At 67.9% G+C, this 14081-nt stretch carries 11 protein-coding genes; 7 read left to right on the top strand and 4 right to left on the bottom strand.

All coding sequences use genetic code 11. The features are described from left to right. Window positions 1-19: 19 nt before the first annotated feature. On the bottom strand, window positions 20-2260 hold the full coding sequence (gene ligD, locus BR47_RS0127365) for a non-homologous end-joining DNA ligase (RefSeq protein ID WP_029121427.1): 2241 nt from the start codon (window positions 2258-2260) through the stop codon (window positions 20-22). Window positions 2261-2306: 46 nt separating this feature from the next. Here ligD and ku point away from each other — a divergent pair, with 46 nt between their 5' ends. The 4 genes from ku (at window position 2307) to BR47_RS0127345 (ending at window position 6574) form a co-directional block, all read left to right on the top strand. After that, window positions 2307-3140 (top strand): non-homologous end joining protein Ku, encoded by an 834-nt coding sequence (ku, locus tag BR47_RS31660; protein ID WP_036428019.1) that lies wholly within the window; start codon window positions 2307-2309, stop codon window positions 3138-3140. A 251-nt stretch (window positions 3141-3391) separates the two neighbouring features. Next, the gene (locus BR47_RS0127355) at window positions 3392-4183 is read left to right on the top strand and encodes an SDR family oxidoreductase (RefSeq protein ID WP_029121426.1); all 792 of its coding nucleotides are present in this window, start codon (window positions 3392-3394) and stop codon (window positions 4181-4183) included. Between the two features lie 11 nt (window positions 4184-4194). After that, window positions 4195-5274 (top strand): NAD(P)H-dependent amine dehydrogenase family protein, encoded by a 1080-nt coding sequence (locus BR47_RS0127350; RefSeq protein ID WP_029121425.1) that lies wholly within the window; start codon window positions 4195-4197, stop codon window positions 5272-5274. A 64-nt stretch (window positions 5275-5338) separates the two neighbouring features. Then, window positions 5339-6574, top strand: a complete 1236-nt coding sequence (locus BR47_RS0127345; RefSeq protein WP_029121424.1) for an Nramp family divalent metal transporter — start codon at window positions 5339-5341, stop codon at window positions 6572-6574. On the opposite strand, the gene BR47_RS31655 is transcribed toward BR47_RS0127345, so the two are convergent. Genes BR47_RS31655 through BR47_RS31650 form a run of 3 tightly spaced genes read right to left on the bottom strand, consistent with a single transcriptional unit; the run spans window position 6564 to window position 10147 of the window. After that, on the bottom strand, window positions 6564-7766 hold the full coding sequence (locus BR47_RS31655; RefSeq protein ID WP_036427920.1) for a lysine N(6)-hydroxylase/L-ornithine N(5)-oxygenase family protein: 1203 nt from the start codon (window positions 7764-7766) through the stop codon (window positions 6564-6566). The two genes, BR47_RS0127345 and BR47_RS31655, sit on opposite strands and share 11 nt — an antisense overlap. 10 nt (window positions 7767-7776) lie before the next feature. After that, window positions 7777-8586: a GNAT family N-acetyltransferase gene (locus tag BR47_RS0127335; protein ID WP_029121423.1), complete on the bottom strand. Its 810-nt coding sequence runs from the start codon at window positions 8584-8586 to the stop codon at window positions 7777-7779. Window positions 8587-8632: 46 nt separating this feature from the next. Then, window positions 8633-10147 (bottom strand): MFS transporter, encoded by a 1515-nt coding sequence (locus BR47_RS31650; protein WP_353583011.1) that lies wholly within the window; start codon window positions 10145-10147, stop codon window positions 8633-8635. A gap of 64 nt (window positions 10148-10211) precedes the next feature. On the opposite strand from BR47_RS31650, the gene BR47_RS0127325 reads away from it, so the two are divergent. The 3 genes from BR47_RS0127325 to BR47_RS0127315 are packed head-to-tail and all read left to right on the top strand — an operon-like array spanning window position 10212 to window position 13810. Next, window positions 10212-11033, top strand: coding sequence for a TIGR03621 family F420-dependent LLM class oxidoreductase (locus BR47_RS0127325; RefSeq protein ID WP_029121422.1), 822 nt, complete (start codon window positions 10212-10214; stop codon window positions 11031-11033). 52 nt (window positions 11034-11085) lie between these two features. Next, window positions 11086-11643, top strand: coding sequence for a type 1 glutamine amidotransferase domain-containing protein (locus BR47_RS0127320; RefSeq protein ID WP_029121421.1), 558 nt, complete (start codon window positions 11086-11088; stop codon window positions 11641-11643). A gap of 13 nt (window positions 11644-11656) precedes the next feature. After that, on the top strand, window positions 11657-13810 hold the full coding sequence (locus BR47_RS0127315; RefSeq protein WP_036427917.1) for an MDR family MFS transporter: 2154 nt from the start codon (window positions 11657-11659) through the stop codon (window positions 13808-13810). Window positions 13811-14081 lie beyond the last annotated feature (271 nt).

Raw genomic sequence — 14081 nt, 5'->3', positions numbered from 1 at the left:
GCGGAAAATCGTGCACAAATCACTCCCAGGTGACCTCCCCCGGCGTCTTGTCCGGGCGGAGGCCACGCCAACTGGGCTGGCGCAGGCGGTTGTCGGTCGTGCGCTCGCTGTAGCGCACCTCGCCCACCAGCTCGGGCCGCACGTACGTCACGCCTTTGGCATCGAGCGTGGAAAGCGGTGCGGTAAAAGGCGATTCGCGGGTCTCGAGCGGCTTGAGCATCGCCTTCAGATCAGCCAGCATCTTGTCGGTGAACCCGGTACCCACGCGGCCGACGAACTGTAGGCCGTCGCCCTCGGGAACCCCGACCAGCAGCGCCCCGATGCCGCTGGTGCGGCCGCCCTCCCCGGCACGCCAGCCGCCGATCACCACTTCCTGTGTGCGCCAGAACTTGTCCTTCACCCAGGCCTCCGACCGCCCGGGCCGATATCCGGAATCCCACTTCTTCGCGACCACCCCTTCGAAGCCGCGCTCGTCCGCGAACTTCAGGGGGCTCTCCGCGGGCAACAGCGGCGGCACCGTCAGCGCACCGTCAGAGGCCAGGGTTTCCAACAGCTTTCGCCGATCCCGATACTTTGCGCGAGTCAGGTCGCGTCCGTCGAGGGACAGGATGTCGAAGCACCAGAATTCGATGTGACTGCCGGAGCCGCGGTTCTGCATGGCCTGAAAACTGGGTACGCCGTCCTGCAACGCCACCACCTCGCCGTCCAGGATCACGTGGTGATCAGCGAGATCGGCTGCCACCGACTGCAATTGCGGAAACTCCCCCGTGACGTCGCGGCCGCTGCGGGCGGTCAGCCGGATTCGGCCGTGGTCGGCGTCGACCAGCAGCCGATAGCCGTCCCACTTTCCCTCGAATGCCCAGTGGTCCGGAGATAGTCGATCTACCGAGCCGTGCGTGGCCAGCATGGGTTGCAGCCGTTGCTCTTTCATCCGGCGCACCAGCCAGTTCTTGCCTTCGGTCTGGATCAGCACGTACCGCCCGGAAACCCGGCTGCCGTGGAGGTTGACGATCACCTCGCCGTTTTCGCCTGAGTCCCGGAACTTTTCGGTGTCGTAGGTGCCCGAGTCCCAGATCGTGACGTGCCCGCCGCCGTATTCACCCTTGGGGATGTCGCCTTCGAAGGTGGCGTATTCCAGGGGGTGGTCTTCGGTGTGCACCGCCAGGTGGTTGACGGTCGAGGTGTCCGGAAGATTTTTCGGGACGGCCCAACTGACCAGCACGCCGTCGCGTTCCAGCCGGAAGTCGTAGTGCAACCGGCGGGCGTGATGCTCTTGGATGACGAAGCGGTTGTTGAGCCCCGACGCGGGCCGGGCCGCCGGCACCGGCTCCGGCGTCCGGCCGGGGTCCCGCATGCTGCGGTAGGTGGTGAGCCGATCGGCCACCGGCGCGTCGCCATCCATGTCGGCGAGCAGGTCGCCGTCGCGGGCCAGCCGGGCCAGCACCTCGTCGAACCGCAACTGGTGCAATTCCGGATCGTCGAGTTCATCCCAGGTTCGCGGGGCAGCGACCGTCGGCTCGTCGCGGCCGCGCAACGAGTACGGCGCCACCGTCGTCTTGGCCGAGGAATTCTGGCTCCAGTCCAGGAACACCTTGCCGGCCCGCAGACTGCGGGTCATGGTCGCGGTGACCAGCCCGCTCATCGATGATTCGAGTTGCTGGGCAACACGTTTGGCGACAGCCGACGCACCGCGGGAGCTGACGGGCGAGGCCAGCGGCACATAGAGATGCAAACCCTTGCTGCCGCTGGTCACCGGATGGGCCTCCAGATCCATGCCGGCGACGAGTTCGCGGACGGCACGCGCCACCTCGCACAGCTGCGCCATGGTGACGCCCTCGCCGGGATCCAGGTCGAACACGATGCGTGTCGCGGGTCCCGGAGCGGGGACATCGCGCGGCCCGCCGCCCGCACCGACGAAGCGCCATTGCGGCACATGCACTTCCAACGACGCCTGCTGGGCGATCCAGGCGAGCCCCTCGGGGGTGTCGATGATCGGGTAGACGGTGGTCCCGCTGCGATGTGTGATGGCGCCGCGGTCCAGCCACTCCGGCGCCGACGAGGCCAGCTGCTTCTCGAAGAACGGCTGCTGCGCAACACCATTGGGCCACCGCTTGCGCGTCACGGGACGGCCCGCGATGTGCGGCAACATCGCGCCCGCGACGGCGAGGTAATAGTCGAAAACGTCGGCCTTGGTCGTGCCGGTCGCCGGATAGAGCACCTTGTCGGGGTTGGTCAGCCGCACCCGCCCGAATTGCTCCACACCCCAAGTATCCAAGCCGCGGCGCGATCATGGGCCATACTGGGGTATGCGGTCCATCTGGAAGGGGTCAGTCGCCTTCGGACTGGTCAATGTGCCAGTGAAGGTGTACAGCGCCACTGAGGATCACGACATCAAGTTTCATCAGGTGCACGCCAAGGACAATGGCCGCATCCGATACAAGCGGGTGTGCGAGGTCTGCGGCGAGGTCGTCGAGTTCCGGGACATCGCCAAGTCTTTCGAATCGGAGGACGGCCAGACGGTCATCATCACCGACGAAGACATCGCCACGCTGCCCGAAGAGCGCAGCCGTGAGATCGAGGTCGTCGAGTTCGTCCCGGCAGAGCAGATCGATCCGCTGATGTACGACCGCAGCTATTTCCTCGAACCCGACTCGAAGTCGTCGAAGTCGTACGTGCTGCTGGCCCAGACGCTGGCGCAGACCGAACGCGTGGCCATCGTGCACTTCTCGCTGCGCAACAAGACGCGGCTTGCCGCGTTGCGCGTCAAGGATTTCGGCAAGCGCAACGTGATGATCGTGCACACGCTGCTGTGGCCCGACGAAATCCGCGACCCCGATTTCCCGGTGCTGGACAAGGAAGTCGAGATCAAGAAGGCCGAGCTGACGATGGCCGGCCAGGTGGTGGACTCCATGACCGAGGACTTCCAGCCCGAACAGTTCCACGACACCTACCGCGAGCAGATGGAAGAGCTCATCGAAGCCAAGATCGCGGGCGGAGAGGCATTCACCACCGAGGAAGCGGCGACCGAACTGGACGCGACCGAGGACGTCTCCGATCTGCTGGCCAAGCTGGAAGCCAGCGTGAAGTCGCGGAAGTCCAGCGCCAAGTCCGGTGCGAAGTCCAGCGCGAAGTCCCGGTAGCCCCGAGGGGCGGCGGTCTCTCGCCTCAGTCGCCCGCGCGTCCTACGACGAGTGTGTCGCTTTGGTGCACTCCTCGGCGGATCCGCGCCCGAAACCTGCACACTCGCCGTAGCACCGTGGGCGGCACCCGATGGCTGGTGCGGTCATCGCGTCGGCGGCCGATTGAAACGTGTTCTAGAAATTCGTTCCCGCAGCGCCTCTAACTTGCTAGCGTGCCTAACAACGACCACGACGAGGCGAGTGAGGCACACGTGATTCTGGACAGATTCCGGCTCGACGACCAGGTAGCGGTGGTGACCGGCGCGGGCCGCGGCCTCGGCGCGGCCATTGCCGTCGCATTCGCCGAAGCCGGTGCTGACGTGGTGATTGCCTCGCGGACCGAGTCCCAGCTGCAGGAGGTCGCCGCGCAGGTCGAGGCGGCCGGCCGCAAGGCGCACATCATCGCCGCCGACCTGGCCCACCCGGACGAGACCGCCAAGCTCGCCGCCGCGGCGGTCGAGGCGTTCGGCCGACTAGACGTCGTCGTCAACAACGTCGGCGGCACCATGCCGGGACCGCTGATGTACACCTCACCGCAGGATCTCAAAGACGCCTTCACGTTCAACGTCGCCACCGCGCACGCGCTGACGCAGGCCGCGGTCCCGCTGATGCTGGAGCACGCCGGCGGCGGCAGCGTCATCAACATCACCTCGGCCGTCGGCCGGCTCGCGGGCCGCGGATTCGCCGCGTACGGCACCGCCAAGGCGGCACTGGCGCATTACACCAAGCTCGCCGCGATGGACCTGTGCCCGAAGATCCGGGTCAACGGCATCGCACCGGGTTCGATCCTGACCTCGGCGCTGGACATCGTCGCCTCCAACGAGGCCTTGCGCGACCCCATGGAGAAGGCCACCCCGATGCGCCGCCTCGGCGACCCGGAGGACATCGCCGCCGCCGCGCTGTACCTGGCCTCACCGGCCGGTGCCTACGTCACCGGCAAGGTGCTGGAGGTCGATGGCGGCCTCACGTTTCCCAACCTCGATCTCCCCATCCCGGACCTGTGAGGAACGCCCACATGCCCATCAAAGTCGCCGCAGTCGGCACTGGCAACGTCGGCCGCCATGCCCTGACGCAGCTCATCAATGACCCCGCCTATGAACTGACGGGCGTCTGGGTGTCCTCGGCCGCCAAGGCCGGCAAGGACGCCGGAGAGCTTGCCGGCCTTGATATTTCGACCGGCGTCACGGCCACCGATGACCTCGACGCCATCTTGGCCGGCAAGCCGGACTGTGTCGTCTACACGGCCATGGCCGACAACCGGCTACCCGAGGCACTGGAGGACTACCGGCGCATCCTGGCCGCCGGCGTCAACGTCGTCGCCAGTGCGGCGGTGTTCCTGCAGTACCCGTGGCAGGTGCTGCCCGCCGAACTGATCGCACCGCTCGAAGATGCCGCAAAAGAAGGCGGATCGTCCCTGTTCGTCAACGGCATCGACCCCGGCTTCGCCAATGACCTTCTCCCCCTTGCCCTCATGGGCACCTGCCAGAGCGTCGAGCAGGTCCGATGCATGGAGATCGTCGACTACGCCACCTACGACAGCGCGACGGTGATGTTCGACGTCATGGGCTTCGGCAAGCCCATCGATGAATTGCCGATGCTGCTGCAGCCCGGCGTGCTGAGCCTGGCGTGGGGTTCGGTCGTGCGGCAGCTGGCCGCGGGCCTCGGCATCGAACTCGACGAGCTGACCGAGATGCACACCCGGGTGCCCGCGCCCGAGGACTTCGACATCGCGTCGGGCCACATCCCGGCGGGCACGACGGCAGCCATGCGATTCGAGGTGCGCGGCATGAAGGACGGCCACCCGGCCGTCGTGCTCGAGCACATCACCCGACTGCGCGACGACATCTGCCCCGACTGGCCGCAGCCCGCACAGGAGGGCGGCTCGTACCGCGTCGAGGTGACGGGCGAGCCGTCGTACGCCCTGGACCTGTGCCTGAGCAGCCGCAAGGGCGATCACAACCACGCCGGCCTCGTGGCCACCGCGGCCCGCGTCGTGAACGCGATCCCGGCGGTGGTTGCCGCCGAACCGGGCATCCGCACCACGCTCGACCTGCCATTGATCACCGGGAAAGGGCTGTACCGCGGCCCACGTTGATCCGAAGCGCAGATTTCGGCTACCCTAACTTTTCTATTCGCAAACCCGGATAGAGAGTGAGTGCATGCTGACCGAGACCCGCGCACCGTCGCGCTCGTCGCGCCCGACCTGGTCCCTGTTGGGCCCGGCGTTCGTCGCTGCCATCGCCTACGTGGATCCGGGCAACGTCGCGGCCAACATCAGCGCGGGCGCGAAGTTCGGTTTCCTGCTGGTGTGGGTGATCCTGCTGGCCAACGTGATGGCCGGCCTGGTGCAGTACCTGTCGGCCAAGCTGGGCCTGACGACCGGCCGGTCCCTGCCGGAGCTGGTCGCCGAGAACTGCCGCACGCCAACCCGGCTCGCGTTCTGGGTACAGGCCGAAATGGTGGCCGTGGCAACCGATCTCGCCGAAGTGGTGGGCGGGGCCATCGCGCTGCAGCTGTTGTTCGGCCTACCGATGCTCATCGGCGGTGTCATCACCGGTGTGGTCTCCATGTGCCTGCTGTCGGTACAGAACCGGGGCAGTCAGCGCGCATTCGAACGGATCATCGCCGGCCTGCTGATGGTCATCACCATCGGCTTCCTCACCAGCCTGATCGTCGATCCGCCCGCGCCCGGCGATGTTCTCGGCGGCATGGTGCCCCACTTCGCCGGACCCGAGAGCCTCCTGCTGGCCACTGCGATCCTGGGCGCGACGGTCATGCCGCACGTCGTCTACCTGCACTCCGGTCTGGCTCGCGACCGGCACGGGAAGCCCGAGGCCGGCGCGCCACTGCGCCACATGCTGCGCGTCACGCGCGTCGACGTCGGCCTGGCGATGGTGGTCGCGGGCGCGGTGAACCTGTCGATGCTGCTGGTCGCGGCGACGCATCTGCAGGGCGTCGCGGGCACCGACACCATCGCGGGCGCGCACGCCGCGGTCGGCAATGCCCTGGGTCCGGCGATCGCGCTGTGCTTCGCCATCGGCCTGCTGGCTTCGGGCCTGGCGTCCTCGTCGGTCGGCGCGTACGCCGGCGCGATGATCATGCAGGGCCTGCTGAACCGGTCGTACCCGCTGTTGCTCCGCCGGGCCGTCACGGTCATTCCGGCGCTGGTGGTGCTGGCCGTCGGATTCGACCCGACGCGCGCGCTGGTCATCTCGCAGGTGGTGCTGTCGTTCGGCATCCCGTTCGCGCTCATCCCGTTGGTCCGCCTGACCAGCAACCGCGCCGTGATGGGCGAGAACATCAACCACCGGCTCGTCACGGCACTGGGATGGGCTGTGGCCGTGCTGATTTCGGTCCTGAATGTGGTCCTGATCTACCTGACCGTCACGGGCTGATTGCCGCCGCGATCTCGCCGCTGCGGACGGCCACGTTCGAAAGCAGCGTCGCGCCGAGCCCGTGGCTGTGTTCGACGGTCGCACCGTTGAGGTAGATGTCGCCGGGAGCGCCCGGCCTGGCCACCAACTGGTAATCGCGCGTGGCCAGCGGGCGGCCATGGTCGTCGAACTCGTAGCAGGACGCCAGCTCGCCCAGGAACGCCGGCACATCCATCGGCGCGTAGCCGGTCGCGTACACCACGGCATCGCAGCGCACGGTCTCGGTCGTGTTGTCGATGCGGTTGCGCAGGCCCAGCCGGACCTCCGCGTCGTCTTCGTCGGCACCGGTGACGCTGCATGCCCGATGCAGGAACAGCCGGCGGGCCCCGCTGACGCGTTCGTCGTATTCGCGTTCATACAGGTCCGCGATGAGGTCGACGTCGACGGCCGAGTAGTTGGCCGACCGGTGGTAGTCGAGCAGACGCTGACGTTCCGCGCCGTCCGCGCCGTAAAACTCGTCGACCGCTGCGGGATCGAAGATGCGGTTCACGAAGGCACTGTCGTCGGCGAGGCTGTATCCGTACCGGCCGAACACCGCGTGCACCTCGGCGCGCGGGTAGGTGCGGTGCAGGTGGGAAACCACCTCGGCGGCGCTCTGCCCCGCACCCACCACGGCGAACCGGCCGCCGTCCACCGCGCCGAGCGCCGCCACGGCACTGAGCAATTGGTGGCTGTGCCACTGGCGCAGGGTCGAGCGCGTGCCCGTCGGCAGCACCGGGTGCAGGCCCGTGCCCAGCACCAGGGTCCGTGTCGAGATGACCTCGCCGGGGTCGAGCTGCACCGCGAATCCGGCATCACCTGCCGTCACCCCGACCACGCGGCGGCCGTAGCGCACGTCGTCCGCGAACCGGTCCGCGGCCCACTGCAGGTAGTCGTGGAATTCGTGCCGGCTCGGGAACACGTCGTGGCGACCGATGAATTCGACCAGCCTGCCGCGATCACTCAGGTAGTTCACGAACGTGAATGCACTCTGCGGATTGCGCAGCGTCGCCAGGTCTTTGAGGAACGGGATCTGCATCCGGGTGCCGGGCAGCAACATGTCGCGGTGCCAGCCGAACCGCGGCTGGGCATCGACGAAGCGGCCGCGCACGCCGCGCTCGGCGAGGGCCACGGCCAGCGCCAGATTCGACGGCCCGAACCCGACTCCCAGCATGTCGGGAGCGTCAGGTCTGGACATGGTTACGGGTGAGCCGGGCAAGGTAGAGCTGATGCACCATGTCCCGGTTGATCAGCACCACGAAATCGGCCATGTCGAATTCCGGGTCGTACGACGGTTCCCCACAGATCACACCGCCGATCCGCAGGCTGCCGGCCACCATCGGCGGCACCCGCACGCGGCCGGGATCGGGCAGGTCGGCGAGAGGTATTCCGTTGACCTGCACCGGGTTTCGTGGTGTCACGCGGAACTCCGGCGGTGCCGGGTGCCGCCGGTACGCCCGGTCGAGAACGCCGCGCACCAGCGCACCACGCGCACCGCCGTCCTCCATGCGCACCGACAGACTGCCGATCGCCCACCGGTATCCGGTCAGTTCCTGATAGCGCAGAATCCCGGCCCACAGCATCGCCATCACCGCACCGTTGCGATGGTCGGGATGCACGCTGGCACGGCCCAACTCGACCAGTGAGGGCCGCAGCGCGTCGATGCCGGCGCCGAGCTTGAAGTTGGTGTCGGTGAAGATGCCGCCGGCCGCCCGCGCACCATCCGGGGGCAGCAAGCGGTAGCAGCCGACGATCGCCCCCGTCTGTTCGTCGCGGGCCAGCAGGTGATCGCTGTAGACGTCGAAGCGATCGACGTCGATCATCTCGCCGGTGCGCGGTCCGCGAATCGCTTGCGGGAGTGCGGCACCCAGCTCTTCGGCGAACGTCTGGTACCGCAGACGCTGCGCCGCTTCGATCTCATCGGGATCGTCGGAGATGACGATGCTGTAGCGGCCGGAATCGGTCGCTGGGATGAGAACAGCAGCGCCGAACATAAGCTTCGAAAATATCCGCATTGCGGCTCGGCCGTAGCAACTTCGGCTAATCCACAGACTCTGCATGGATTGTTTGCCGGGCGCCCATCCGGACGAGCAGCGCCACGAACAACGTCGCCGTGGTGGCGGCCAGCGCGGCGACGGCCAAGGCGGACTGCATGCCGGCCGCACTGGCTTCCCGCGCGACCACGGCGAGCGCGGGACGCAGCCGGTCGGGTACCACCTCCAGCGCCCGCAACCCGGCGCCGGCCGCCAGCCCGTCACTGAGCTGCCGGCCCGCTTCGGCGCCGAGGCCCGGCACTGCGGAAAGCCGCGACGTGGCAAGGTCGCCCGCGTGCCGGCTGAACAAGGCGCCCAGCCCGGCGACACCGGCCAGGATGCCGATCTGCCGCGCCGTGCTGACCGTTCCCGTCGCCATCCCGGCGTCGGCGACCGGCACGAAACGCAGCGCCGCGTCAGACGTCAACGCCGACAGTCCACCGAGTCCCAGCCCGGCCACGACCGACCCCGAGATGAAGTGCGTCCATGTCGTGTTCGCGTTTACTGCCGTCATCATCCACATACCCGCGGCAATCAATGCGACGCCCGCCGGGATGGTCGCGACCACCGGTATCCGCCGCGCCGCGATCATCGCCAGCGGGGCACCCAGCACGATGGCCAGCGTCAGCGGCAGCGACCGTAACCCGGCGCCAAAGGGGCTGAACCCCAACGTGTTCATGAAATACAACGCGAGGTAGTTCGTCGACGCGATCAGCGTCCCGGTCGCGGCGAACGCGGCCAGGGAGACACCCGCGAATCCGGGACCGGCGAGCAGCCGCACGTCGAGCATCGGCTCGGCCAGACGGGATTCGCGTAGCCCGAATGTGGCCAGAGCGGCCACACAGAAAACACTCAGTCCCAACATGATCGGGCTGCCCCAACCGAAGTGGTTGCCCTCGATCAGCACGTACACGCCCGCGAACAGCGCCGCCGTCAGCACCACCGTGCCCCAGATGTCGACGGGACGTGACCGCGGGACGACGCTTTCGGGGACGGCGAAGATGACGATGTACAGCGCGACCACGCCGACCGGCAGGTTGATCAGGAAGATCGACGGCCACCCGTACGCTGTGACCAGCGCACCGCCCAGCAGCGGCCCGACGGCACCGCCTGCCCCCATCGCCGCGCCGTACGCCGCAATGGCGCCCGCCCGCTGGCGCGCGTCGGGGAACGTGGCCGCGAGCATCGGCAACGACACCCCGAGCAGCACCGCGCCGGCCGCGCCCTGCACCGCCCGCAGCCCGTTGAGTGCGTCGATGTTGCGGGCCAGCGCGCACCCGGCCGACGCGAACATGAACACCACCAGGCCGCCGAGATACAACCGCCGCCGCCCCAGCCGGTCCCCCACCGTCGCCGCCGTGAGCAGTAATCCGGCCATCGGCAGCGCGTAGGCGTCGACCACCCACTGCAATCCCGACAGCGGCGCGTGCAGTGAAGCCTGGATGTCGGCCAGTGCCGCGGCCACGATCGTCATGTCGAGCAGCAGCATGAACACCACCACGCAGACCGCGGTCAGTGTCAGTCTGGGGCGCACACCTGCAGTTTGCACCGGCGGGCACGCTCCGCGCGTCCGTAAGGTCGAACACATGACGAGAGATTTCCGGTTCGGCGTCGGCCTGCGGCACACCGACAGCCGGTCAGCGGTCCAGGACGCGGCGCGCCGTGGCGAGGACCTCGGCTACGACGTCCTGCTCGTGCCCGACCATCTGGGCGCACCGGCCCCGTTCCCGGTGCTGGCGACCGCCGCTGCCGCGAGCAGCACACTGCACCTGGGCACCTTCGTGTTCAACGCCTGCTTCTACAAGCCCGCGCTGCTGGCCCGCGACATCGCGGCCATGCGCGACCTGACCGAGGGGCGTTTCGAGGCAGGCCTCGGCGCCGGGTACGTCAAGGAAGAATTCGATGCCGCCGAACTGCCGTTCCCCAGCGCCGGGAACCGGGTGGCGTACACCGCGCACGTGACCTCGTATCTGCGCACCCACCTGCCCGACGTGCCGGTGATGATCGCCGGTGCCGGCGACAAGCTACTGACGGTCGCCGCCCAGCAGGCGCAGATCATCGGGCTGACCGGGGGTGGGCCGCCGTCCGCCGACCACGATCCGCTCGCGGAGCGAATTTCGTTCGTGCGCAACGCCGCCGGCGACCGGTTCGATGAACTGGAGCTGAACCTGGCCATCACCGCGGTGCCGACCGACGGGTCCGGGATACCGGACCTTTCCATGACCCGGCGCTTCCAGCCCGACCTCAGCGACGCAGAGCTGTTGACGACTCCGGGCGCCCTCAGCGGCAGCACCACCGACATGGCCGCCCGGATCCGCGACCTGCGGGATCGCTACGGGGTGACCTACTTCATTGTCCAGCAACAGCATTCGGAGGCGTTCGCCAAAGTCATCGCAGAACTGCGCTGACGGCGTGCCAGGGCCACGTTTGGGCGACGCCTCCGGGGGTATCAACAGCCACGTGCTCAAGGAACTGCAAGGCCGCCGGATCGCCATCCTCGCCGCCGACGGCGTCGAAAGGGTCGAGCTCGATGAACCGCGCGCCGCGGTCGAGGAAGCCGGCGCCGCCGTGGAGGTGTTGTCGATCACGGCCGGCGAAATCCAGGCCCGCAATCACGACCTCGAACCGGCAGGCACCATCGCGGTGGACCGCACCGTCGGCGAGGTACGGGTCGACGCGTTCGACGCGCTGATCCTGCCGGGCGGCACCGTGAACCCCGACAAACTGCGGGTCGACGACACCGCGGTGGCGTTCGTCGGCGACTTCGTCCGCTCCGGCAAGCCCGTCGCCGCGATCTGTCACGGGCCGTGGACCCTCGTCGAGGCCGACGTCGTCCGCGACCGCAAGGTGACCAGCTATCCGAGTGTCCGCACCGATCTGCGTAACGCCGGAGCCACCGTCGTCGATCAAGCAGTGTGTATCGACGGCAATCTCATCACCAGCCGTTCGCCCTCCGATCTGCCGGCGTTCTGCGAGGCCATCACCGAGGCATTGGCGAGCAGTCCGGCCCAGACCTGAGGTCAGCCGGGTTATGACAGCCACCACCACACATAGCCCCACCGACGTGCCGGACGCGGCTCCCAGCGTGCGGCAGCGCAACTTCGTCTTCCTGGCCGTCGTTCTCGGGATGCTGCTCGCCGCCCTCGACCAGACCATCGTGGCGACGGCGCTCCCGACGGTCGTCGCCGATCTCGGTGGCGCCGGCCACCAGTCCTGGGTCGTCACGAGCTACCTGCTTGCCTCGACGATCGTGACCGCGGTGGTCGGCAAGCTCGGCGACATCTTCGGCCGCAAGAAGGTCTTCCAGGTCGCGATCCTGCTGTTCCTGGCCGGCTCGGTCCTGTGTGGGCTCGCGGAATCGATGGGGATGCTCGTCGCGTCGCGGGCGCTGCAGGGCCTGGGTGGTGGCGCGATCACCGTGACGGCCGTCGCGGTGATCGGCGAGGTCATCCCGCTGCGCGAAAGAGGCAAGTATCAAGGCGCTTTGGGCGCGGTGTTCGGTGTCACGACCGTCGTCGGCCCGTTGCTCGGCGGGCTGTTCACCGACCATCTGGGGTGGCGCTGGGCGTTCTGGATCAACGTGCCGGTGGCGGTGGTGGTCATCGGGATCGCGGCCGTGGTCATTCCCGAACTGGCGCGCGCCGGGCGACCCGTCGTCGACTACGCGGGCATCGTGCTGGTCGGGCTCGGCGCTGCCGGCCTGACACTGGCAACCAGCTGGGGCGGCACCACGTATGCCTGGGGTTCGGCGACGATCATCGGGTTGTTCGTCGCCTCGGCCGTGGCCATCGCAGGCTTCGTCATGGTGGAACGCCGTGCGCCCGAACCGATTCTGCCGATCCGCTTGTTCGCGAACCCGGTCTTCACGGTGTGCTGTGTGCTGTCGTTCGTCGTCGGCTTCGCGATGCTGGGTGCGTTGACGTTCCTGCCGACCTACATGCAGTTCGTCGACGGTGTCTCGGCAACCGCGTCAGGGCTGCGCACCTTGCCGATGGTGGCCGGTCTGCTCGTCACCTCACTGGGCAGCGGCGCGATCGTCGGCCGCACGGGGCAGTACCGCATCTTCCCGATCGCCGGTACGGCCATCATGGCGTTGGGGTTCGTGCTGCTGTCACGGATGGACGCCGACACCTCGACGCTGACCCAGTCACTGTTCCTGCTGATTCTCGGCACCGGGATCGGGCTCAGCATGCAGGTGCTGATTCTCGTGGTGCAGAACACCGTCGACTTCGCCGACCTCGGCGTCGCCACCTCCGGCGTGACGTTCTTCCGCACCATCGGAAGTTCTTTCGGCGCAGCGATTTTCGGGTCGATGTTCGCGAACTTCCTGGGTGACCGCATCCCCGCGGCCATGAGGGCCGGCGGCGCGCCACCCGACGCGGCGACGTCGCCGAAAGTGCTGCACAGCCTTCCGCACGACACCGCCGCCCCGATCATCAACGCCTATGCCGATTCGCTGAGCCAGGTGTTCCTGCTGGCGGCGCCCGTCGCGGTCGTCGGCTTCGTCCTGGCGTTGTTCCTCAAACAGGTGCCGCTTCGTGACGCTGCCGCCAGTGGCAGCACCGACATGGGCGAGGGTTTCGGCATGCCGACCACCGAGTCGCCGGAGAAACTCATCGAAGTCGCCGTCGGCCGGTTGTTGCAGCGCAGCAACGGCATTGACCTCGAAGCGGTGGCTCGCACCTCGAACAGCCGCTTGGGGACCGCACAATTGTGGGCACTGATGCTGATCTACCGGTACGCCGCGGTGACCGGCGCCGCAGACCTTCTCGACATCGCGGACGACCGACGGGTGCCACCTCAGGTTCTCGAACCGATCTTCGATCGCCTGGTGGCCACCGGGTTCGCGACGCGCTCCGGAACCGAATACTCGCTGACCCCGGCGGGTTCGGCCGAGGTGGGTGCGGCCCGCAACGTGATCTCGAGCTGGATCACCGAAACCCTCACGCAGTCGGACGAATTCCAGGGCGCACCTGAGCGCATTCACGTCCAGAGCGCACTCGACCGTATTGCCCGTGGTCTGCTGACCGAACGGGAGTCGGCCCGGCGTGAGCGGCGGCCGACGAAACTCGGGCCACCCCATCAGTTTGTCGCCGAGCAACCCACCACGCGCATGCGCGCGGCGCGGCCCGACGAACCCCCGACCCGACCGTTCCGCCCCCACGCGACGCTGCCGCGCCGCTGACGCGATCAGCGCCGGACTCAGATACCGGATTGCCGGGACGGTCCTGTTTGCGGCTGGACCGTCCCGGCGGTGCCGGTGTCGACCGACCGGACGCCCGGATCTGTGGAACCGGAGAGAAGCGACGGCAGTGTCGGAGCCACTCCAGCGGACGTCGAGTTCGGAATCCACCTGACGCCGGTTGAATACCCGCTCCGGTGCTTTGAAACACGCAGTGTGGATGCGAGACAGCAAAATCCGGTGGGTTCAGATTCACGACCGCGGGTATATGACG

Source organism: Mycobacterium sp. UNC410CL29Cvi84 (genome assembly GCF_000686745.1).
GTDB lineage: Bacteria > Actinomycetota > Actinomycetes > Mycobacteriales > Mycobacteriaceae > Mycobacterium > Mycobacterium mucogenicum_B.
This window is presented reverse-complemented; position numbering and strand designations above follow the sequence as displayed.